Annotated in this window: 19 protein-coding genes; 9 read left to right on the forward strand and 10 right to left on the reverse strand. The window is 74.9% G+C overall.

The window, feature by feature from the left end:
- Positions 1-62 precede the first annotated feature (62 nt).
- The 6 genes from ACVJO7_RS02545 to ACVJO7_RS02570 all read right to left on the reverse strand — a co-directional run bounded on the left by ACVJO7_RS02545 (position 63) and on the right by ACVJO7_RS02570 (position 5,194).
- The gene (locus tag ACVJO7_RS02545; protein ID WP_491671514.1) at positions 63-2,342 is read right to left on the reverse strand and encodes a hypothetical protein; all 2,280 of its coding nucleotides are present in this window, start codon (positions 2,340-2,342) and stop codon (positions 63-65) included.
- Positions 2,343-2,467: 125 nt separating this feature from the next.
- Positions 2,468-2,824 carry a hypothetical protein gene (locus ACVJO7_RS02550; protein WP_491671515.1) on the reverse strand — a complete coding sequence of 119 codons (357 nt, stop codon included), beginning with the start codon at positions 2,822-2,824 and terminating at the stop codon, positions 2,468-2,470.
- Positions 2,825-2,981: 157 nt separating this feature from the next.
- Positions 2,982-3,644: a TetR/AcrR family transcriptional regulator gene (locus ACVJO7_RS02555; protein WP_491671516.1), complete on the reverse strand. Its 663-nt coding sequence runs from the start codon at positions 3,642-3,644 to the stop codon at positions 2,982-2,984.
- Positions 3,605-4,117 (reverse strand): GNAT family N-acetyltransferase, encoded by a 513-nt coding sequence (locus ACVJO7_RS02560; RefSeq protein WP_491671517.1) that lies wholly within the window; start codon positions 4,115-4,117, stop codon positions 3,605-3,607. The genes ACVJO7_RS02555 and ACVJO7_RS02560 overlap by 40 nt, the downstream gene beginning before the upstream one ends.
- Positions 4,118-4,137: 20 nt before the next feature.
- Positions 4,138-4,581: an OsmC family protein gene (locus tag ACVJO7_RS02565; protein WP_491671518.1), complete on the reverse strand. Its 444-nt coding sequence runs from the start codon at positions 4,579-4,581 to the stop codon at positions 4,138-4,140.
- Between the two features lie 121 nt (positions 4,582-4,702).
- Positions 4,703-5,194: a L,D-transpeptidase gene (locus ACVJO7_RS02570; RefSeq protein WP_491671519.1), complete on the reverse strand. Its 492-nt coding sequence runs from the start codon at positions 5,192-5,194 to the stop codon at positions 4,703-4,705.
- 316 nt (positions 5,195-5,510) lie between these two features.
- Between ACVJO7_RS02570 and glmU the strand changes: the two genes are divergently transcribed.
- From glmU to ACVJO7_RS02600, 6 genes are all read left to right on the forward strand, one after another.
- Entirely contained in the window at positions 5,511-7,103 is a 1,593-nt protein-coding gene (gene glmU, locus ACVJO7_RS02575; protein ID WP_491671520.1) for a bifunctional UDP-N-acetylglucosamine diphosphorylase/glucosamine-1-phosphate N-acetyltransferase GlmU, read from the forward strand.
- Positions 7,100-8,080: a ribose-phosphate diphosphokinase gene (locus ACVJO7_RS02580; RefSeq protein ID WP_491671521.1), complete on the forward strand. Its 981-nt coding sequence runs from the start codon at positions 7,100-7,102 to the stop codon at positions 8,078-8,080. Before glmU ends, ACVJO7_RS02580 begins: the two co-directional genes overlap by 4 nt.
- Positions 8,081-8,164: 84 nt before the next feature.
- Entirely contained in the window at positions 8,165-9,592 is a 1,428-nt protein-coding gene (locus tag ACVJO7_RS02585; protein ID WP_491671522.1) for an ATP-binding protein, read from the forward strand.
- Positions 9,593-9,791: 199 nt separating this feature from the next.
- A complete protein-coding gene (locus ACVJO7_RS02590; protein WP_344026719.1) occupies positions 9,792-10,481 on the forward strand; it encodes a 50S ribosomal protein L25/general stress protein Ctc in 690 nt (229 codons plus the stop codon).
- Positions 10,478-11,071: an aminoacyl-tRNA hydrolase gene (gene pth, locus ACVJO7_RS02595; RefSeq protein ID WP_491671523.1), complete on the forward strand. Its 594-nt coding sequence runs from the start codon at positions 10,478-10,480 to the stop codon at positions 11,069-11,071. Before ACVJO7_RS02590 ends, pth begins: the two co-directional genes overlap by 4 nt.
- 28 nt (positions 11,072-11,099) lie before the next feature.
- A complete protein-coding gene (locus tag ACVJO7_RS02600; protein ID WP_491671524.1) occupies positions 11,100-11,993 on the forward strand; it encodes a DMT family transporter in 894 nt (297 codons plus the stop codon).
- 28 nt (positions 11,994-12,021) lie between these two features.
- On the opposite strand, the gene ACVJO7_RS02605 is transcribed toward ACVJO7_RS02600, so the two are convergent.
- Positions 12,022-13,704: a fatty acyl-AMP ligase gene (locus ACVJO7_RS02605; RefSeq protein WP_491671525.1), complete on the reverse strand. Its 1,683-nt coding sequence runs from the start codon at positions 13,702-13,704 to the stop codon at positions 12,022-12,024.
- 91 nt (positions 13,705-13,795) lie between these two features.
- Between ACVJO7_RS02605 and ACVJO7_RS02610 the strand changes: the two genes are divergently transcribed.
- A complete protein-coding gene (locus ACVJO7_RS02610) occupies positions 13,796-15,163 on the forward strand; it encodes a dipeptidase (RefSeq protein ID WP_491671526.1) in 1,368 nt (455 codons plus the stop codon).
- 80 nt (positions 15,164-15,243) lie between these two features.
- Positions 15,244-16,083 carry an LLM class F420-dependent oxidoreductase gene (locus tag ACVJO7_RS02615; RefSeq protein WP_344026729.1) on the forward strand — a complete coding sequence of 280 codons (840 nt, stop codon included), beginning with the start codon at positions 15,244-15,246 and terminating at the stop codon, positions 16,081-16,083.
- On the opposite strand, the gene ACVJO7_RS02620 is transcribed toward ACVJO7_RS02615, so the two are convergent.
- Entirely contained in the window at positions 16,028-16,876 is an 849-nt protein-coding gene (locus ACVJO7_RS02620; protein ID WP_491671576.1) for an alpha/beta fold hydrolase, read from the reverse strand. The genes ACVJO7_RS02615 and ACVJO7_RS02620 overlap by 56 nt on opposite strands.
- Before the next feature lie 44 nt (positions 16,877-16,920).
- Here ACVJO7_RS02620 and ACVJO7_RS02625 point away from each other — a divergent pair, with 44 nt between their 5' ends.
- Positions 16,921-20,076 (forward strand): AfsR/SARP family transcriptional regulator, encoded by a 3,156-nt coding sequence (locus tag ACVJO7_RS02625; protein ID WP_491671527.1) that lies wholly within the window; start codon positions 16,921-16,923, stop codon positions 20,074-20,076.
- Here ACVJO7_RS02625 and ACVJO7_RS02630 read toward each other — a convergent pair.
- Both ACVJO7_RS02630 and ACVJO7_RS02635 read right to left on the reverse strand, forming a co-directional pair.
- Entirely contained in the window at positions 20,051-20,878 is an 828-nt protein-coding gene (locus tag ACVJO7_RS02630) for an ABC transporter permease (RefSeq protein WP_491671528.1), read from the reverse strand. The two genes, ACVJO7_RS02625 and ACVJO7_RS02630, sit on opposite strands and share 26 nt — an antisense overlap.
- Positions 20,875-21,840 carry an ATP-binding cassette domain-containing protein gene (locus ACVJO7_RS02635; protein WP_491671529.1) on the reverse strand — a complete coding sequence of 322 codons (966 nt, stop codon included), beginning with the start codon at positions 21,838-21,840 and terminating at the stop codon, positions 20,875-20,877. Before ACVJO7_RS02635 ends, ACVJO7_RS02630 begins: the two co-directional genes overlap by 4 nt.
- Positions 21,841-22,142: the final 302 nt, after the last annotated feature.

Genomic DNA, 22,142 nt, shown 5'->3' on the forward strand with positions numbered 1-22,142 from the left:
ACCGGTATGTCCGTTTCCGGGGACGGTTCGGTTCAACCCGGTGGCTGTACTCACCCCCCGACTCACCCTGGCGCGCCGGGCACCGACGCGGCCGGGGCGGGCGGGGCGGCGCTGATCGCCGCGGCCGTCACCACCGGGCCGGACGCCGCCAGGAGCACCGCGACCGTTGCGCCGAGCAGCGCCCCGGCCCGCACCGGCCGTTCCCGGTCCAGCACCCGATCGGCCAGTCCGGCGGCGAGCATCGCCAGCACCGGTCCGAGCAGCAGCACCGCCGCCGTCCGGGTGTCCGGGAACGCCGACGCGGCGAGCAGCACCGCCGCGGCGGTGCCGAGCGGGGCGAGCGGGCGCCGGAAGCGCACGGTCAGCAGCACCAGCACCGCACCGGCGGCGACCGGCGCGAGCTGCGTCGCACCCAGCTCCGGGACGACCCCGGCCCGGCCGGCGAGCACCCCGCCACCGAGCGCGGCCGCGGTGCCCGCGACGACCACCAGCGTCCACCGCCCGGCCGGGCGCAACCGCGGACCCAGCTGACCGGTGTGCGCGGCGTGCGCGACGAACGCCGCCAGCGCCACCGCCGCGACCGGCGAGGTCAGCGCGGCGACCGCGCAGGCCAGGTAGGCACCCCGGGCGGCGGCCGGGCCGCGGCCGGCGAGCAGCGCGGCGACCAGCAGCCAGAACGCGGCCGGGGCCGCCGGATCGCCCGCCGCGTGCACGACGACCAGCGGCGGCACCGCCCCGGCCAGCACGACGGCCAGGCCGGCGATCGGCGCCGGCAACCCGATCCGACGCGCCATCGGCCACAGCAGGACCGCGGTGACCGCGCCGAGCAGCACCCCGGTGACCGGTCCGGACGCCCCGGTCAGCGCGAGCAGCGCCGCGGTCTGCCGCTCACCCAGCCCGAGCGGGTCCGCCGACGCGGCCACCGCGGGCAGCTGCGATGCCCCGGCCGCCGTGAGCGCACCGACGAGCAGCACCGGCAGCAGGGTGCCGGCGAGCGTCGGCAGCGCCCGGTCGCCGGCGTCCCGGGTCTCGACGAGCCGGCGCAGCAACGGCGCCCCGAGCAGCGAGAGCACCAGCCCGAGCAGCAGCGCGCCGCCGACGATCGGCAGCACCAGCAGCGCGGCGCGGACCGTGCCGAGCACCGCCTCGACCGCGATCCCGTCCCGCACGCCGGCGGCGGCGTCGCCGAGGAAGCCACGCGCCCCGCCGAGCATCTCGGGCACGACGACCGGTGCGGCCAGCAGGAACCCGCCGAGGAACACCACCAGGAACGGGACGACGAGTGCCACCCACAGCTCGACGGTGCGGCGGACCCCCGGCCGCAACCGGGTCAGCTTCGGGTCCGGCGTCGCACCGGGCAGCCGGCTGCGCAGCACCGGGCCGAGGTAGCTGAACAGGTCCGGAACGCCGACGATGTCGCTGAGGATGTAGTAGCCGTCGAGCCGGATCATCGGCAGGAACTGCCGGGCCGTCTCCAGGTGCAGCAGCGCCAGCACCACGAGCAGCCAGTCGGTGCCGGTGAGCAGCCAGGTCGCGGCGAGCCCGCCGAGCACGATCGCGTTGAAGTAGACCCCGCCCAGGTCGGTGCGCAGCCGCCCGGCCCGGGACAGCCGGTAGCTGTCGGTCACGGTGCTGTAGAAGGCGGGCCAGACCAGGTAGACGCCGAGCCCCATCGCGCCGGGCCGGGCGCCGCCGTAGCGGCAGGCGGACACGTGCCCGGCCTCGTGGAACGCCCCGGTCGCCAGGAACAGGCCGAGCACCGCCAGCACCAGCGCGGGGTTCGCGACCATCTCGCCCGCCCCGGCGAGCGCACCGGCGATCCCGCCGCCGAACAGCACGACCAGGTCGAGCACCAGCACCGCGACCAGCACCGGGACGACGACGGGCGGCCGGTGCAGCCAGGTGAACATCCCGGCGATCACCCAGGTCACCGACGGCGGCACCACCGGCAGCCGGAACCGCAGCATCAGCAGGTGATCGGGCCGCTGCTCGAGGCGTTCCGGCCGATCGTCGTTGTCGGAGCCGGAGCCGGTCTCGACCAGCCCGGCCGGGACCAGCCGCTCCCGGACGAGCGCATCGACGTCGGTGGCGGTGAGGTCCTCCCCGGTCTCCGCGGCGACCCGCTCGGCCAGTTCCGCGGCGCCGGAGCGGCCGTCGATCGCCGAGACGATCAGGAAGAGCAGTTCGGAGAGCTGGACGACCTGGCCGTCCGCGCGCACCACGACGTAGCGCTGGTCGGTGTAGCCCGAGCCTTGGTACGGACCCACGAGCTCGATCCCATCGGCCGGCCGGAACGGCGCCGCGACGAGCTGGGTCGGCGGATCGAGAACCAGGGTCTGCATCGCCTGCCTTCGTCCCGGTGGTGTCGGAAAAGTGCGGGAATTGCCTCGAACGCACCGGAGGGGCGACCCATGGGCCGCCCCTCCGATTATCCGGAAATCGTTTCGCAACGATTTCCGGGGATGGCTCAGCGCCAGTTCTGGAAGACCCAGGAGTCGGCGTCGCCGCCGGAGCCGCCGTCGCCGCCGCTGCCGCCGTCGCCACCGTCGGACGAGGCGTTGCCGCCGTCGCCGCCGAAGCCGCCCTCGGCCAGCTGGTTGGTGCTGCCGCCGTCGCCGATGACGCTGAAGCCGCTGAGCACGGACACGTTCGTGCCGCTCCCGCCGCTGCCGCCGTCGGCCGACGCCGACGAGCTGCCGCCGTCGCCGCCGGAGCCGCCGTCGCCACCGGACCCGCCGATGACGCCCAGCAGGGTCATCTGGGTGCGGGCCGGGAGGAGCTCGGCGTGCTCGGTGTCCAGGTGCCGGGAGATCGAGTCGCTCATCTGCGGACTCCTTTTCTCGGTTCGGATCCGTGGACCTCGGTCCACGCTTTCGGGAATCGGCCCGGTCGAGCCGATCTGGAATCCATCCTGGCCATCCCGGCGAGCGGCCCGCAATCAGATCCGGTACGTACAAATCAATGGGCCGGACCACGTAGGTTCATTCTCGGGGTACGGAGATGGCCGGATCGGCCACTGATCCCGGGCCCAGCAGGATGCCGCTGATCAGTCCGGGCTCGGGCACCGGCAGCGCGTCGCCCAGCGCGATCCGCATCGCGGCCAGACCGGACAGCGCGGCGAGGTAGGTGACGCCGCGCTGTCGCGGGTCCCCGTCGCCGGTCGCCGGCCCGGCCAGGACGTCGAGCAGGATCCGGTGCCGCTGCGCCAGCTCGGCGGTCCGGGGCGGCGGCCCGGGCACCGCGAACGCCTGGTTCATCAGGAGCAGGAACTCGGCGAACCGGTCGTCGCCGGCGATCGCGGCGACCACCTCGTGGGTGAACTCCTGCAGCACGTCGCCGTCGTGCAGCCGGTCGACGACCGCGTCGAGGCCGTCCGTGGCCTCGCCGACCAGCGCGTCGAACAGGTCCTCCTTGGACGCGTGGTGCCGGTAGACCAGGCCGGTGCTGATCCCGGCGGCGCGCGCGACGTCCCGGATGCCGGTCGCGGCGAAGCCGTGCCGGGCGAACAGCGAGACGGCGGCGGCGCGGATCCGCTCCTCGGTGCGCGCGGTGTGCGGCACCGGCCGTCGCCGGTACTCGACGAAGCCGAGCTTGCGGTAGAGGTTCAGCGCGGCGGTGTTGACGTCGGCGATGTCCTCCAGCACGAACGCGGTGAGTCGCTGTGCCGCATCAGGTGTTCGAGCAGCGCCGTGGCGCCGCCGCGGCCACGGTGGACCGCCGCGGTACCGACGAACTCCAGGGACGCGGTGCCGGGCGGCAGATCGAGGCTGCCGGAGAACTCGCGGCGCAGCATGATCCCGCCGATCCCGCCGCGGATCGGGCCGATCCGGCGCAGCAGCGGCCACAGTCGCGGCCGCACTGTCTGCTCCCTGCTGTCGGTGCGGGCGGCGAGCCCGGCCGGTTCGCCGTCGAGGACGGCGACGTGGAAGAGCTCGGGCACCAGCATGTGCTGGAACGCGTCCGCGAGCCGCCGCGGATCGGCGGCGAACCAGCGGAAGTCCTCGCCGAACGCGCCCAGGTAGAGCTCGACGAGCAGCCGCCGGTGCCGCGCACCGAGCTCCACCGCCGGTACGACGTCGACCACGACCGCCCCCGAGGAGAATGAACTTGTGTTCACTCCACTCCGGGGCGGGCCGGTCAGCTCTCCAGCGCGGCGTCCAGCGTGATCTCGACGCCGGCCAGCGCCTTCGAGACCGGGCAGCCGGCCTTGGCGGCCTCCGCGGCCTCCCGGAACCCGTCCGCGTCCAGGCCGGAGACCTCGCCGCGGACCGTCAGCGTGATGCCGGTCAGCCGGAAGCCGCCGTTCGCCTCGTCCGGGCCGAGCGAGACGTCGGCGGACACGTCCAGCGACTCCGGGGTCCCGCCGGCCTGGCCGATGTTCGCCGAGAGCTGCATCGCGTAGCAGGCCGAGTGCGCGGCCGCGATCAGCTCCTCCGGCGAGGTGACGCCGCCGGCGTCGTCGGCGGCGCGCTTCGGGAAGCTGACCTCGTAGGTGCCGACCTTCGAGCTGCTGAGCTCGACCTGTCCCGAGCCCTGCTCGAGGGTGCCGTTCCAGGCGGTGCGGGCGCTGCGGGTGGGCATGGTGCCTCCAGGTGGATCGGAATCGGTTGTACGCAACCGGTCAACCCGATCCTGGTGGGCGCGACTCCTCGGCCGGCACCTGTCGCGCCGAAAGGCACCGGCCGGGCGTCGAGCGGTCGCCTCAGCGCACCTCGACCCGGTCGCCGACCTGTAGCGAGGCGTACCAGCGCTCGGCGTTCGCCCGGTCCAGCCGGACGCAGCCGGCCGACGGCGAGTCCAGGTTCCCCTCGTGGAAGGCGATGCCGCCGGGGGCGAAGAACACCGCGAACGGCATCGGGGCGCCGTCGAACTCGGTGCTGCGGTGGTCGCGGTTCTTCCACTCCACCTGGAACGTGCCGAGCGGGGTCTCCTTGCCCTGACCGCCGGGCGCGACCCGGACCGGCCCGGCCTCGATCCGGCCGTCCCGGATGAGCCACGCGGTGCGACCGGCCCGATCGACGCAGGCGCGCGCCCGGGCGCTGCACGGCGTGCCCTCGGCCCGGCCCTCGGACCCGCCGCGCCCCTCCGAGGGGGCCGCCGGTGCCGCCGGAGCCGGAGCGGCCGAGGCCGTCGCGGCGAGTGCGCCGAGCAGCACCCCCAGGACCAGCACCAGCACCGTGACCAGGGCCGTCATCGTGCGGGACCGCCCGCGGCGACCCCCGACCTCGCGCGTCATCGCACTCCCGCTCGTCACCGCGGCGGCCACCGCGGCCGGCACGTGACCGGTTGAACGACGGCGTCGCAACCTGGTTACCACCCGAAGGTTTGATCTTCGGCCGGGCCACCCGGCCGGGTGCCGGAACGACGGGCCGGGACCGGCGCGGAGCGGCCCCGTACGATGCCGTACCGGCACGGGGGGCCGTTGCACCACGAGCGACCGACCGTCCGCGACGCGGCCGGGGCACGGGCCGTCCGACCGGCGGCGGGAACCCCAGCAGGAGGAACCGAACATGCCCGATGCCCACCAGGGCGGCACCGGCGACCGAACCGACCCGACCGCACCCGGCGCAGCCGCGGCCGTGGTCCTGGCTGCCGGGGCGGGCTCCCGGATGCGCTCGGCGACGCCGAAGGTGCTGCACCGGCTCGGCGGCCGCAGCATGCTGGGACACGCGCTGCACGCGGTGGCCGGGGTGCTCCCGGAGCACCTGGTGGTCGTCGTCGGGCACGAGCGGGAACGGGTCGCCGAGGCCGTCACCGGCATCGCCGGCGAGCTCGGCCGCACCGTCACCGCCGCCGTGCAGGAGAACCGGCTCGGCACCGGCGACGCGGTCCGCGCCGGACTCGCCGCGCTGCCGCCCGGGCTGGGCGGGACCGTGCTGGTCACCTACGGCGACGTCCCGCTGCTCGACACCGCGACGCTCACCGCGCTGGTCGGCGAGCACGAGCGGGCCGGCGCCGCGGTCACGCTGCTGACCTGCGACCCGGACGATCCCACCGGCTACGGCCGGATCGTGCGCGACGAGGCCGACCCGGCCCGGCCGGTGACCGCGATCGTCGAGCACGCCGACGCCACCGCGGGGCAGCGCGCGATCACCGAGGTCAACTCCGGGGTCTACGCCTTCGACGCGGAGTTCCTGCGTGCCGGGATCGGCGGGCTCGCCGCCCACAACTCGCAGCAGGAGCTGTACCTGACTGACCTGGTCGGCGCCGCCGTCCAGGCCGGCCGGACGGTGCACGCCGTCCGCTGCGCCGACGAGTGGCTGCTGCGCGGGGTGAACGACCGGGTGCAGCTCGCCGAGCTGCGCGCGGAGCTCAACCGCCGGGTGCTGCGGCGCTGGATGGTCGACGGCGTCACCGTCGTCGATCCGGCCACCACCTGGGTGGACGTCCAGGTGCGGCTCGGCACCGACGTCGTCCTGCACCCGGGGACGCAGCTGCACGACGCCTGCACGATCGGCGACGGCGCCGAGATCGGGCCGGACAGCACGCTCGCCGGCTGCGTCGTCGGGCCGGGCGCGACCGTCGTCCGCACGCACGGTTCGGAGGCCGAGATCGGCGCCGACGCCTCCGTCGGGCCGTTCGCCTACCTGCGGCCGGGCGCCCGGCTCGGGACCCGCGGCAAGATCGGCACCTTCGTCGAGGTGAAGAACTCCGACATCGGCGCCGGCAGCAAGGTGCCGCACCTGACCTACGTCGGCGACGCCTCGATCGGCGAGATGAGCAACATCGGCGCCTCGTCGGTGTTCGTCAACTACGACGGCGTCCGCAAGCAGCGGACGACGATCGGCTCGCACGTGCGGACCGGCTCGGACACCATGTTCATCGCGCCGGTCACGGTCGGGGACGGCGCCTACACCGGCGCCGGGACGGTGCTGCGCTCGGACGTCCCGCCGGGGGCGCTCGCGGTGTCGGGCGGGACACAGCGCACCATCGAGGGGTGGGTACCCCGCAAGCGCCCGGGAACACCGGCCGCCGAGGCGGCCGAGCGGGCGGGGACCCGGCAGGACAGCAGCGCCGCCCAGGACAGCGACACCCGGAACAGCGCCGCTCAGAACAGCGACGTCGAGAACAGAGACCTCAGCCGAGGAGGCACCGCACGGTGAGCGCGATCGCAGGAACCCCGAAGAAGAACATGATGCTCTTCTCCGGACGGGCGCACCCCGAGCTGGCCGAGCACGTGGCCAAGGAGCTCGACGTCACCGTCACACCGCAGTCGGCGTACTCCTTCGCCAACGGCGAGATCTTCTGCCGCTTCGAGGAGTCCGTCCGCGGCAGCGACGCATTCGTGATCCAGGCGCACGCCGCCCCGATCAACGACGCGATCATGGAGCAGCTGATCATGGTCGACGCGCTCAAGCGCGGCTCGGCCAAGCGGATCACCGCTGTCATGCCGTTCTGGGGCTACGCCCGCCAGGACAAGAAGCACCGCGGCCGCGAGCCCATCTCGGCCCGCCTGGTCGCCGACATGTTCAAGACCGCCGGTGCGGACCGGATCCTCACCGTGGACCTGCACACCTCGCAGATCCAGGGCTTCTTCGACGGCCCGGTGGATCACCTGTTCGCGCTGCCGGTGCTGGCCCAGCACATCAAGAGCACCCGGCCCGGGGAGAACTTCGCGGTCGTCTCCCCCGACTCCGGACGGGTGCGGCTGGCCGAGCGCTGGGCGGACACCCTCGGCGGCACCCCGCTGGCCTTCATCCACAAGACCCGGGACCCGCTCAAGCCGAACGAGGCGGTCGCGAACCGGGTGGTCGGTGAGATCGAGGGCCGCTGCTGTGTCGTCATCGACGACATGATCGACACCGGTGGCACGGTGGCGAAGGCGGTCGAGGTGCTGCTGGCCGAGGGCGCGACCAAGGTCGTCGTCGCCGCGACGCACGGTGTGCTGTCCGGCCCGGCCACCGAGCGCCTGGCCAACTGCGGCGCCGACGAGGTGATCTTCACCGACTCGCTGCCGATCCCGGCCGAGAAGCGCTTCGACCGGATGACCGTGCTGCCGATCGCGCCGCTGCTGGCCGAGGCGATCCACCAGGTCTTCGAGGACGGCTCGGTGACCAGCCTGTTCGACGGCAACGCCTGAGCGGTCCACGCAGCGCACGACGGCGCCCCACCGATTCGGTGGGGCGCCGTCTGCCGTCGCCAACCCAGCCGGACCCCCGCTGCAGTGCTCGCCGAGCAGAATCCGTGGCACCTGCGCGGCGTGGTGCCGGACGCCTACGCCCCACCGGTGGAACGCCCACTGGCCGAGCATCTGTGGAGCCGGCTGCACCGGGACGACCCGCGCAGGTTCCTCATCGTGCTCGGTGCCCGTCGCGTCGGCAAGACCACGGCGATGTACCAGACCGTTCGCCATCTTCTCAGGGCCGGGGTCGATCCGGGGCGACTCTGGTGGATGCGGCTCGATCATCCCGTGCTGTTGCGAACCACGCTGGCCGATCTCGTACGGCACGCGATCGACCACTCCGAGGCGACGGCCGACCGCCCGGTGCACCTCTTCCTCGACGAGCTGGTGTACACCCGTGACTGGGACCTGTGGCTGAAGACGTTCTTCGACGAGCGGTGGCCGGTACGGATCGTCGCCACGTCCAGCGCGACCGCCGCACTCCGCGGGCGTCGACTGGAGAGCGGCATCGGCAGGTGGCTCGACCTGTACCTGGCTCCGTACTCGTTCCTCGAGTATCTCGAGCTGCTGGACGAGGCGCCGGCGATCGACGTCGCCGAAACGCTCGCCGGAACGCTCGCCCGGCTCCCCTCCCGTCTCCCGGATCCGGCACGTACTGCCGAGCTCCGGCGTTCGTTCCTCCTGACCGGTGGCTTCCCCGAGCTGCTCCTGTCCCAGCAGGGACGCCTCGACGACGCCGATCGGCTCCTGCGCTCCCAGCAGATACTGCGCGCCGACGCCGTCGAGCGAGCGGTCTACAAGGACATACCCCAGTCCTACGGCGTGCAGAACCCGATGGCCCTCGAACGACTCCTCTACGTGCTCGCCGCCCAGGTCACGGGGGTTCTGACGCCCACCGGGATCGCCCGGGACCTGGAGATGTCACAGCCGACACTCGATACCTACATCGGGTACCTCCAGCAGGCGTTCCTGGTGTTCACCCTCCCCAACTACTCCGTTAGCGAGGAGTCGGTCCAGCGACGGGGCCGAAAGCTCTACTTCGTCGACGGAGCAGCGCGCAACGCCGCCCTCCAGCGAGGTCTCGCACCGCTGGACGACCCGTCCGAGATGGGGGTCCTCCTCGAGAACGCCGCAGCAGCGGCGCTGCACTCACTGGCCGAACAGTCCGGCCATCGCCTGTTCCACTGGCGCGAGCGCAACAGATACGAGGTGGATCTCGTCCTCGACGACCCGGCAGGCCCGCTCGCGTTCGAGATCGGGTCTTCGGTGCGCCACTCGCGCACCGGGCTCGGGGCTCTCATGGAGCGGCATCCGCGATTCCGGGGCGGCTGCTACCTGGTGACACCGGACAGCCCGCGTGTCGCAGCACGCACGACGGAGTCCGGAATCGGCTCGCTCCCCCTGGACATGCTCCTGCTCGCCTGCGGGGCGCAGGCCGCCGAGGGACTTCGCCGACGCCTGTCGGCCTGATGTCACGGAGCCGGGGGAAGCCGTTGCGGGTGGGTGCCACAGGGTGTAGTGCAGCCGTGCCGTAGACTTCGGGCATCTCCGCGGCGAGGGCGGGTGCACGCTGACCCGCCGTGATCGACGTGGGCCGATCCCGGTCGGCTCCTCGCCGCGCGCACGCCTTCCACAGCGCAGAACGCAGCAAGAACCGAGGAGCACCCCCGTGGCCCAGACCCGCATTCCCGCCGAGAACCGGACCGAGTTCGGCAAGGGCGCCGCCCGCCGCACCCGTCGCGCCGGCAAGATCCCCGCCGTGCTCTACGGGCACGGCACCGACCCGGTGCACCTGTCGCTGCCGTCGCTGGAGTTCGCCGCCGTCGTCCGCGAGCAGGGCCGCAACGCCGTCCTGGAGCTCGACGTCGCCGGCAGCGCGCCGCAGCTCGCGCTGACCAAGACCGTCGTCGTGCACCCGCTGCGCCCCTACATCGAGCACGTCGACCTGCTCGTCATCAAGCGCGGCGAGAAGGTCGAGGTCGAGCTCGACGTCGTCGTCACCGGCGACGCCGCCCCGGGCTCGCTGGTCACCCAGGACCTCAACACCGTCCTGGTCGAGGCCGACGTGCTGAACATCCCGGAGAACATCGAGATCTCCGTCGAGGACGCCGAGATCGGCACCCAGTACTTCGCGAAGGACCTGCGCCTGCCGCAGGGCGTCGAGCTGCGCACCGACGAGGAGTACCTGGTCGTCCAGGTCGTCCCGGCCCCGACCGAGGAGGACCTCGAGGCCGAGATCGACACCGAGGGTGCCGGTGTCGTCGAGGAGCCGTCCGACGAGGAGGAGGCCGCCGAGCCGGCCGCCGAGTCCGCCGAGGGTTCCGAGGGCTCGGACGAGTCCTCCGACGACGCCAAGTGAGCCCCGTGCCGGGGCCCGCGCTGGTCGTCGGGCTCGGTAACCCGGGCCCGGACTACGCCGAGACCCGGCACAACGTCGGCACCCGCGTCGCCGCCCTGCTGGCGGCGCGGGCCGGCGCCGGCCGGTTCTCGGTCCACAAGCGGACGAACTCCGACGTGGCCCAGGGCTGGCTCTCCGGCCGGCCGGTGACCGTGGCCGTCCCGAGGACGTACATGAACCTCTCGGGCGGCCCGGTCGCCGGGCTCGTGCAGTACTTCTCGATCCCGCCGGCCGAGGTGATCGTCGTGCACGACGAGCTGGATCTCGAGTTCGGCGTCGTCCGGCTCAAGCGCGGCGGCGGCGAGGGCGGGCACAACGGCCTGCGCTCGATCAGCCGGTCGCTGGGCACGAAGGACTACCTGCGGGTGCGGTTCGGCATCGGCCGCCCGCCCGGCCGGCAGGACCCGGCCGACTACGTGCTGAAGCGGTTCTCGGGTGCCGAGAAGAAGGAGCTCGATCTCGGGATCGACCTGGCCGCGGACGCCACCGAGGCACTGCTGGCCGACGGGCTGGAGGCGGCGCAGAACCGCTTCCACCCGCTGTCCGGCTGACCGCCGGCCGCCCCGGAGCGTCCCGCGCGTGTCCCGTCCCGGCCTCGTCGGCGCCGCCGCATCGCTGGTCGGTGCGACGCTGTTCTGGGCGGGCAACTACATCGTCGGGGCCGAGGCGGTGCGCAGCATCGACCCGTTCAGCCTCACGCTGCTCCGGTGGGTGCTGGCGCTGCCGCTGCTGGTCGCGCTCGCCCAGCTGGTCGAACGCCCGGACTGGCGGCGGGTGCTCGCCGCCTGGCCGTGGCTGCTGGCGCTGTCGCTGTTCGGGATGCTCGCCTACACCGGGTTCCTCTACGCCGCGCTGGCGGCGACCACCGCCTTCAACGCCTCGCTGATCAACGCCTTCAATCCGGCGCTGATCGCGCTGGCCGGTGCGGTCCTGCTGCGCGAGCGGCTGACCCCGGTCGCGGTCGCCGGGATCCTGGTCGCACTGCTCGGCGTGCTGATCGTCGTCACCGACGGCGACCCGGCGACCGTGCTGCGCACCGGGTTCGGCGCGGGCGAGCTGCTGATGCTGGGGGCGATCCTGTCCTGGACCGGCTACGCCGTCGTCGGCCGGCGCGCCCCGGCGCTGCCGCCGATCTCCTCGACCGCCGCCCAGGCCGCGGTGGCGGTGCTGCTGCTCGCCCCGGCCGGCCTGCTCACCGGGGTCACCCTGCCCGACGGCCCGGCGTCGACCGGCTCGCTGCTGTTCATCGTGGTGTTCCCGTCGGTCCTGTCGTACCTGCTGTGGACCCGGGCCCTGCTCGTCCTGCCGGCCGGCAGCGCGGGCGTGTTCCTCAACCTGATCACGGTCTTCACCGCCGCGTTCACGATCGCGGTGGGCGACCCGTACACGTCCGCGCAGCTCGTCGGCGGCCTGATCGTGATCGTCGGGGTCGTCCTCACCTACGGGCGGCACCTGCGCCGCCGGCCCGGCTGACCGGGCCGGGCCGGGCGGCACGACGGCGTCAGCCGGGGGTACCGAGCAGGTCGGCGGTGGCGGCCCGGCGCAGCTTGCCCGACGGCGTCTTCGGCAGGGTGCCCGGCGCGAGCACCGCGACCTCGGCCGGGCGCACCCCGACCGCGGACACCACCCGGCGCACCACGTCGTCCCGGATCGCCTTGACCGCCTCGGGGCTGTCGGCGCCCTTCGCCTCGACCGCGACCGCGAACGACTCGCGGTGCCGCCCCTCGCCTGCGGCCAGCCGCACGGCGACGACGTTCCCGGCCCGGACCCCGTCGGCGGCGGCCGCCGCGCGTTCGATGTCGGTCGGGTAGATGTTGCGGCCGCCCATGATGATGACGTCCTTGGTGCGGCCGCACACGACGACCGCGCCGTCCGGGGTGAGGTAGCCCTCGTCACCGGTGTCGAACCAGCCCTCGGCGTCCTGGGTGGACCGCGGGCCGTCGACGGTGAGATAGCCCGGCGTCACGGCCTCGCCGCGCAGGTGCAGCACGCCGACCTCGCGCGGCCCGAGCACCCGGCCGCCGGGGCCGACCGCCCGCACCTCGAGACCGGGCAGCGGCGGCCCGAGCTCGGGGAACTCCCGGACCGGCCCGTCCGAGGCCGGTTCGGCGCGCCGGTGCGTCTCCAACGACGCGGCGTCCACCCGGTCCACCGTCAGTCCGGTGTGGACCGGCGCGAACGACACCCCGAGCGCCGTCTCGGCCATCCCGTAGGCGCACAGCACCGACTCCGGGCGCAGCCCGAACCGGGCGCCGGCCGCGGTGAACGCCGCGACGGCCGCCGGATCGACCGGCTCGGCGCCGTTCAGCGCGATCCGCAGCGACGACAGGTCGAGCTCGCCGTCGTCGACCCGGGCGAGCTGGCGGGCCAGCACGGCGTAGGCGAAGTTCGGCGCCGCGGTCACCGTGCCGCGGTACTTCGAGATCAGCTCCGCCCACAGCCGCGGCCGGCCGAGGAAGTCGACCGGGGTGACCGTGACCAGGTCCAGCCCGACCGTCATCGGGATGGTCAGGAAGCCGACCATCCCCATGTCGTGGAACAGCGGCAGCCACGACACCATCCGGTCCGATGCGACGTCCAGCTCGGACGCGGTGACCATGGAGCCGATGTTCGCGTGCAGGTTGGCGTGGGTGATCCGGACGGCCTTCGGCGCCGCGGTGGAGCCGCTGGTGAGCTGGAGCAGCGCGGTGTCGCCCTCGTCGGCGACGGCGGCGTCCGCGGCGAACGCGTCCGGGTCGCCGTCCAGCGAGTCCAGCGTGCGGAACGGGATGCCCTGCTCCATCAGCACCGGCGCGAGCGCGTCGAACGGCGCCCCGAGCAGCACCATCGACGCGTCGACCATCTTCAGCGTGGTGACGGTGTCCGCCGCCCACTCCGCGAGATCGGTCCGCGGGGTCGGCTGGTGCAGCATCGTGACGCTGCCGCCGCGCAGCCACACCGCCTGCGCGGTCGGCGCGATCGCCGCCGGCTCGCCGGCGAGCACCCCGACCGCCCCGCCGGCCGGGAGCGCGGGCGCGCCGTCCGCGCCGGGCCTGCGCAGCGCGTCCGCGCAGCCCCGGGCGGCCCGGTGCACCTCCGCCCAGCTGCGCCGGGTCGGCTCGCGCGGCTCCCCGGTGGTCATCCCGCGGGCATCCCGGTCGGGACCGGTCGCGGACTCCAGCAACGTCGCCAGGAATCGGGACATGCGCCCGACCCTAGCGACGAACCGGGCACGCGCGCCGCCGCGATCGGTGACCGGCTGATCCGGCACGGGCCCGGGCGTAGCATCCGAGCCCATGACGGACCAGCAGATCAGCACCCCGCCGGCCGAGCTCGCCGAGGCGGTCACGGCCGTCCTGCCCGGGGCGCGCACCGACCTGGAGGCGCTGGTCCGCATCCCGAGCATCTGGGCCGATCCGGCGCACGCCGACGACACCCGGCGCTCCGCCGACGCGGTCGCCGCGCTGGCCCGCGACGCCGGCGCGGCCGACGTGCAGGTGATCTCCGCCGGCGGTGGCGCGCCGGCCGTCGTCGCGCACTGGCCGGGCCCGGAGGGCACGCCGACCGTCATGCTCTACGCCCACCACGACGTCCAGCCGACCGGCGGCGACGAGCACTGGACGACGCCCCCGTTCGAGCCGACCGAGCGGGACGGCCGGCTCTACGGCCGCGGCGCCGCCGACGACAAGGCCGGCGTGATGACCCACCTGGCGGTGCTGCGCGCCTACGACGGGCGGCCCCCGGTCGGGGTGGTGCTGTTCATCGAGGGCGAGGAGGAGTCCGGCTCGCCGACGCTGACCGCGCTGCTCGCCGAGCACCACGCGAGCCTCGCCGCGGACGTCATCGTGATCGCCGACGCGGCCAACCCGGCGGTCGACGTGCCGGCGCTGACCACCAGCCTGCGCGGGCTGGTCGACGTCGTCGTCGAGGTGTCGATGCTGGAGCGGCCGGTGCACTCCGGGGTCTACGGCGGCCCGATCGGCGACGCGCTCACCGCGCTCTGCCGCACGCTGGCGACCCTGCACGACGACAAGGGCGAGGTCGCCGTGCCCGGCCTGGTGCACGGCAGCTCGGACGCCCCCGACCCGGACGAGGCGACCTACCGGGCCGACGCCGGCCTGCTCGACGGCGTCGAGCTGATCGGCTCCGGCAGCATCCCGGAGCGGGTGAACGTCAAGCCCGCCGTCGCCGTGCTCGGCATCGACGCGCCGCGGGTCGCCGAGGCGTCGAACGTGCTGCTGCCGCGGGCCCGGGCGATGGTGAGCATGCGGCTCGCCCCCGGCGAGGACGCGACGCAGGCGCAGCGGGCGCTCGCCGAGCACCTGGAGCGCAGCGTGCCGTGGGGCGCGCACGTGACGGTGACCCCCGGCACCGGGGTCGCCGAGCCGTTCAGCCTGTCCGCGACCGGCGAGGTGTACGACCACGCCCGCGCCGCCTTCTCCTCGGCGTACGGCAACTCCGCGGTGGAGACCGGCATCGGCGGCTCGATCCCGTTCATCGCCGAGTTCGCGCGCACCTTCCCGGGCGCCGCGGTGCTGGTCACCGGTGTCGGCGACCCGGCCAGCCGGTGGCACGGCATCGACGAGAGCCTGCACCTGGGCATGTTCGGCCGCGGCGTGCTCGCCGAGGCGCTGCTGCTGAGCCGGCTCGGCGGGCAGGACTGACCCGGACCGGCCCCGGCCGGCGCCGGTGACCCGGCCGGGCCCGCCGACTGGGCCGGGGCCGGATCGGGTATCCACGGACCATGAAGTTCGGCATCGCCACGTTCGTGACCGACGAGGGCATCCGGCCGGGTCCGCTGGGCCGCGCGCTCGAGGAGCGCGGGTTCGACTCGGTCTTCCTCGCGGAGCACTCGCACATCCCGTCCAGCCGGGAGTCCCCGTACCCGGGCGGCGGTGACCTGCCGCGGGTCTACTACCGCACGCTCGATCCGTTCGTCGCGCTGACCGCGATGGCCGCGACGACCACCGATCTGCTGCTCGGCACCGGGATCGTCCTGCTCCCGCAGCGCGACGTGATCCACACCGCGAAGTCGGCGGCCAGCCTGGACCTGGTGTCGGGCGGGCGGCTGCTGTTCGGCGTCGGCGCCGGCTGGAACCGCGAGGAGATGCGCAACCACGGTGTCGACCCGGCGACCCGGGGCCCGCTGATGACCGAGCAGCTGCACGCGCTGAAGGCACTGTGGACGCAGGAGGAGGCCGAGTTCCACGGCGAGCACGTGCACCTCGAGCGGTCGTTCTGCCGGCCCAAGCCGGTCCGCGAGCCGCACCCGCCGATCTACCTCGGCGGGGAGAGCGGGGCCGCGCTGAACCGGCTCGCCGAGGTCGGCGACGGGTGGCTGCCGCGCGGGCACCTGCCGATCGACGAGATCCGGCGGGTGCGCGCCGAGCTCGCCGACCGCGGGAGGCCGGACGTGCCGACCACGGTGTTCGCCGTCCCGCCGGAGCCGGCGGCGGTGGCCGGCTACGCCGACGCCGGGATCGAGCGGGTGACGTTCCTGCTGCCGACGCTGCCCGAGTCGGAGACCCTCACGAAGCTGGACGAGCTGGCGCAGGTGACGCGGGTGGCGCAGGGCGCCCGCTGACCGCGCCGAGCACCAGCGCGGTCAGCGCCTCCGGGGCGTCGAGCTGGATCAGGTGCCCGGCGGCGGGCACCAGGTGCAGCTCGGCGCCCGGGATCGCGGCGGCGAGCCGGTGCGCCCGGTCCACCGGGATCCAGGTGTCCTCGGTGCCCCACACGATCCGCACCGGCAGGTCGAGCTCGCCGTAGCGGGGCTCGACCTCGTCGGTGAAGCGCTGGTCGGCCTGCGCGATCTGCCGGTAGAACGCCGCCCGCCCCTCCGCGCCGAGCCACGGCCCGACCAGCATGTCCTCGTCGTCGGCGCGCAACGGGCGGAACGCCGCGCCGCGCACGTAGGCGCGGACCAGCGCCTCGTGCAGCGGAGCGGGCAGCGCGGCGAACACGGCCGCGTTGTCCCGGACGAGCCGGAAGAACTCCGAGCCCCACGGGGCGAGCGCGACGACGTCGACCAGGGTCAGCGAGGCGTACGCGGCGCCGTGCAGCAGGTGCGCCCGCAGCGCGACGGCGCCGCCGTAGTCGTGCGCGACGACGTGCGGCGGATCGTCGAGCCCCCAGTGGTCCAGCAGCGCGGCCAGCATCCGGCCCTGCACGCCGAGCGACACGTCGTCGCTCTTCGACGACGTCCCGTAGCCGGGCATGTCCCACAGGAGCACCCGGTGCGACGGGGCGAGGGCCGCCGCGACCGGTGCCCACAGCCGCGACGACCACGGCGTGCCGTGGCAGAACACCACCGGTGGGCCCGCGCCGCGCGAGGTCCATCGCACCCGGTGGCCGTCGACCGAGTACACCTCGTCCATATCCACCGGCGGAGCCTCGCACATTCCGGGCAGAATGAGCGCCGATGGAGATCCGGCTGCTGGGCACCGTGTCCGCGCTCGACGGGTCCGGTGCGGAGTTGCTGCCCGCCGGTCCGCGGCTGCGCGGGCTGCTGGCCCGCCTGGCGCTGGACGCCGGTCACCCGGTCGACGCCGCCACCCTGGTCGACGCGCTGTGGGGCGAGGCGCCGCCGTCGACGGCGAACGCGCTGCAGTCGCTGGTGTCCCGGTTGCGCCGGTCGGTGGGCGCCGACCGGGTGCGCTCGGCGCCCGGCGGCTACCGGCTCGACGTCGGCGCCGACGCGGTCGACGCGCTGCGGTTCGCCCGGCTGCGACGGGAGGCCGCCGCGACCGCGGACCGCGAACGGGCCCGGGAGCTGCTGGACCGGGCGCTGGGCCTGTGGTCCGGCCCGGCGCTGGCCGACCTGCGCGAGGTCGCGTTCGCCGGGTCGGCGGCGGCCCGGCTGGCCGAGGCCCGCGCCGCGACGGCCGAGGAGCTGACCCGCCGCACCCTGGAGGACGGGGCGCCCGCCCCCGGCACGCTGCGCGGCGTGCTCACCGAGGTGCTGGCCGAGCAGCCGCTGCGGGAGACCTCGGCCGTCGCGCTGGCCAGGTTGCTGCACGCGTCCGGGCATCGCGCCGACGCGCTCGCCGTGCTGGACCGCACCCGCTCCGCGCTGGCCGCGGAGCTGGGCGTCGACCCGGGCCCGGAGCTGCGGGCCGCCCGCACCGAGCTGCTGCACGACGCCCCCGCCGGGAACGGCCGGGTCGCGGCACCGGCACCGGCCACCCGCGCCGGCCCGGCGGGGACCCCGCGCCACCGCGCGCCCGCGCTGACCTCGTTCATCGGCCGGGAGGACGATCTGGCCCGGCTCCGCTCCCTGCTCGCGGGTGCCCGCCTGGTCACCGTGACCGGGCCGGGCGGGGCCGGGAAGACCCGGATCGTCGCCGAGGTGGTGCGCGACCTGGACCGCCCGGTGGAGGTGGCCGAGCTGGCACCGCTGGCCGGGCCGGAGCAGCTCGCGGCGACCGTGCTGCACGCCGTCGGCGGCCCCGATCTCAGCCTCGGCGACCGCACCGGGCCGGGCACCCTGGCCCGGTTGCGGACCGCGCTGGCCGGCCGGGAGCTGCTGCTGGTGCTGGACAACTGCGAGCACCTGATCGACCCGGTCGCGACCCTGGTGCACGACCTGCTGGGCACGGTGCCGGGGCTGACGGTGCTCGCCACCAGCCGGGAGCCGCTGGGGGTGCCCGGCGAGGTGCTGCACCCGCTGGGCGCGCTCGACGACGCGCAGGCGGCCCGGCTGTTCACCGACCGCGCCGCGGCGGTCGCGCCCGGGTTCACCGCCGATCCGGCGACCGTCACCGAGATCTGCCGCAGGCTCGACGGGCAGCCGCTGCCGATCGAGCTGGCCGCGGCCCGGGCCCGGACGCTGAGCGCGCGCGAGATCGCCGACCGGCTGGCCGACCGGTTCCGGCTGCTGGTGACCGGCAGCCGCACCGTGCTGCCCCGGCACCAGACGCTGCGCGCGGTCGTCGACTGGAGCTGGGACCTGCTCGGCGCCGCCGAACGCACCCTGGCCGACCGGTTCGGGGTGTTCGCCGGGCCGGTCGGCGCGCACGCGGTGGAGACCGTGTGCGGGGGCGGCGGCCTGGACGGCGACCCGCTCGGCCTGCTCGACGCGCTCGTCGAGAAGTCGCTGGTCGTCGCGACCCAGGATCCGGGCGGCGGGCCCACCCGGTACCGAATGCTGGAGACGATCCGGGAGTACGCGGCGGCCCGGCTCGCCGAGTCGGGTGGGTCCGGCCGGATGGTGCGGGCACACGCCGACTGGCTGCTGGCGGTGCTCGAACCCGCCGAGCCGCAGCTGCGCACCCGCGCGCAGCTGGACACGCTGGCGACGGTGCGCCGGGTCGAGGGCGAGGCGTTCCGGGCACTCGACCGGGCCGTCACCGATCCGCGGCCGGAGCACGCACACCGGCTGCTGGCGGCGGTGTCGTGGAGCTGGATGATCCGCGGCGAGAACATCGCGCTGCTGCACTGGTCGGACCTGGTGGCCGCGCTCGACGCGCCGGCGGACGTGCCGGCAGTCACCACGAACCGGGCGATCCGGGCGCTGCTGCTCGCCGGTTACGTCTCCGTCGAGGGTGCGCCCGCCGAGATCGACGCCGTCGGGTCGGCGCTGCCCGGGCTGCCGCATCCCCGGCACCCGGCCGTCGTCCTGGCCGGGCCGGTCGCCGAGGCGTTCCGCTCGGGCGACCGCACCGAGCTCGGCGCCCTGGTCGCCCGGGGCGCGGACCCGTGGCTGCGCGGCGCGGCCGCGTTCCTGGCGTCGGTGCACGCGGAGAACGAGGGGGACCTCGACGAGCAGCGCGCCTACCTGCGGGTCGCCCATCCGCTGTTCCGCTCGGTCGGCGACCGGTTCGGGCTCGGGCTCACCGTGGCCTCGCTCGGCGAGCTGGAGGACCTGGCCGGCAACGGTACGGCCGCCTGCACCGCCTGGACCGAGTCGATCGCGCTGACCGCGGAGCTGGGCAACCTCGACGACCTCCCGCACTACCGGATGCAGCTGGCCGGTCTCGCGGCCCGCCGGGGCGACGAGGCCGGGGCCCGGGAACATCTGGAGCTCGCCGCGAGCGACCTGCGCGAGCACCCGCACCAGCGCCCCGCGAGCTGGATCGACTGGGGTCGCGCCGACGTCGAGCGGCGGCTCGGCAGGCCGGTGCACGCCCGGACACTGCTCGCCGAGTCGTGGAAGGCCGACGGGCCCGGCGCCGGCCGGATGCAGCGGGTGGCCCTGCAGCACGCCTTCGCGGCCGCGGCCGAGCTGGACCTCGGCCGGATCGACGCCGCCCGGGTGCTGCTCGACGCCGCCGCCGACGCCGCCCTGCAGAGCAACGACGGCCCGGTGCTCGGCATGGCCGCCGAGGCGTCCGCCCGCTGGGCGGTCGCCCATGGCGACCCGGAGCGCGCCGGTGAGCTGCTCGGCGTCGCGATCGCCCGGCGCGGCACCCTTCACCTGGGTGATCCGGAGGTCGTCGCGACCCGCGACGCGGTCGTCGCCGCGCTCGGCGAGGGCGGCGCGGTGACGGCGATCGACCGCGGCCGGGCCGCCCCGCGCGACGTCGCGCCCCGGCCACTGCGTGCCCATGACGTCAGGTCCGCCGCCGGTACAGGGTGACCGCCAGCGGCGCGAAGATCGCGACCACGATCGCCGAGGTCACCAGTGACGCGGTGACCTCGGCTGCGGCGGGTTCGCCGTCGAGCAGGGCCCGGACCGCGTCCGCGCACCGGCTGACCGGGTTCACCTCGGCGAACGGGCGCAACCAGTCCGGCATGGTCTCGACCGGGACGAAGACCGAGCTGGCGAACGTCAGCGGCAGCATGATCATCGCGCCGATGCCCTGCACCGACCGGGGCTCCCGGACCAGCACCCCGAGCGCGGTGAAGATCCAGCACATCGCGAAGGCGAACAGCACCACCAGTGCGAACGCACCCAGCACCGCGACCGGCCCGGCCGAGGTGCGGTAGCCGAGCGCGAAGCCGAAGGCCAGCATGATCACACCCGAGGTGATGTAGCGGACCAGGTCGGCGCCGACCGCACCGACCAGCGGCGCCGCCCGGGAGATCGGCAGGCTCCGGAACCGGTCGAAGATCCCGGTCTTGAGGTCCTCGGCCAGCCCGACCCCGGTCCCGGCGGAGGCGAACACGACGGTCTGCAGCAGCACACCGGGCAGCGCGTACTGCAGGTAGTCCTCGCTGCTCCCGGCGATCGCGCCGCCGAACACGTAGACGAACAGCAGCAGGAAGACGATCGGCTGCAGGGTGACGTCGAGCAGCGCCTCCGGCGAGTGGATCGTCTTGGTCAGGCCGCGGCGGGCGAGCGCGGCACTGTGCCGCAGCGGGGCGGGTACCCGGCTGCGGCGGGCGCCGGCCGGCGGCGCGGCGGGCGGCGACGGGCGGCCGGTGAGGGCGGCGGTCACGCGGACTCTCCATCGGTGGTGGTGGCCTGCCGGCCGGTGAGGGTGAGGAAGACGTCGTCGAGGCTGGGCAGCCGCAACCCGATCTCGGCGACCGCGATCCCGGCCTCGGCCAGCCGGCCGTCTGCGCGGCCCAGCGCGCCCGGGTCGCCGGCGGGGACGCTGACCTCGCCGGAGGGCGCGATCGACGGCTCGCCGCCGGTCTCGGCCGCGATGACCGCGGCGACCTGCGCGGCGTCGCCCGGCCGGACCGGCCGCACGTGCAGCAGCTGCCCGCCGGTGTCCGCCTTCAGCTCGGCCGCCGTGCCCGCGGCGATCACCCGGCCCCGGTCGAGGACGACGAGATCGTGCGCGAGCTGGTCGGCCTCCTCCAGGTACTGGGTGGTGAGCAGGACGGTGACGCCCTCGTCGGCGAGCCGGCGGACGGACTCCCACACCTCGTTGCGGTGCCGCGGGTCCAGACCGGTGGTGGGCTCGTCGAGGAACAGCACCTCCGGGTCGCCGACCAGGCTGGCCGCGAGATCGAGCCGGCGGCGCATGCCACCGGAGTAGGTGCGGACCCGGCGCCCGGCGGCCTCGGTGAGCCCGAACCGGTCGATCAGCTCGTCGGCGCGGGCCCGCGCGGCCCGGCCGGGAAGTTCCAGCAGCCGCGCGATGAGCACCAGGTTGTCGCGGCCGGTGAGCGCCTCGTCGACCGCGGCGTACTGCCCGGTGAGCCCGATCCGGCGGCGGACGGCGGCCGGATCGGAAGCGACGTCGTGCCCGAGCACGGTGGCCCGGCCCGCCGTCGGCGGCAGCAGGGTGGCGAGCATCCGGACGGTGGTCGTCTTGCCGGAGCCGTTCGGCCCGAGCAGCCCGAGGACCTGACCGGGACGGGCGGTGAAGGAGATGCCGTCGACGGCGCGGACGTCGCCGAACGTGCGGACGAGCCCGTCGACCTCGATGGCGGGCGGTGGAGCGTTCATGCGTCCATCGTGCGCCGGGGCCCTGGCACGGGGCTGGCACGGGCCTGGCACGGGCCTGGCACGGGACCTGGCACCGGGCTGTCACGGGACCGGGGCCGGATCAGCGCCGGCCGGTGCGGCCCGATCGGCCCGGCTCCACCGCCGCCCCCCGACGGCGGCGGCGGAACCGAACCGCTCCCCCCGTCACGGCGACGCTCCCCAGCCCGCCGTGACCCGTCCGACGGTATCGGGGTCGCGCGGCGTCCGGATCGGTCGAACTACTGATCTCCAACCCCGGCTCCTCCTACCGAGGTAGGAGAAAC

The organism is Pseudonocardia sp. DxW (assembly GCF_058448985.1).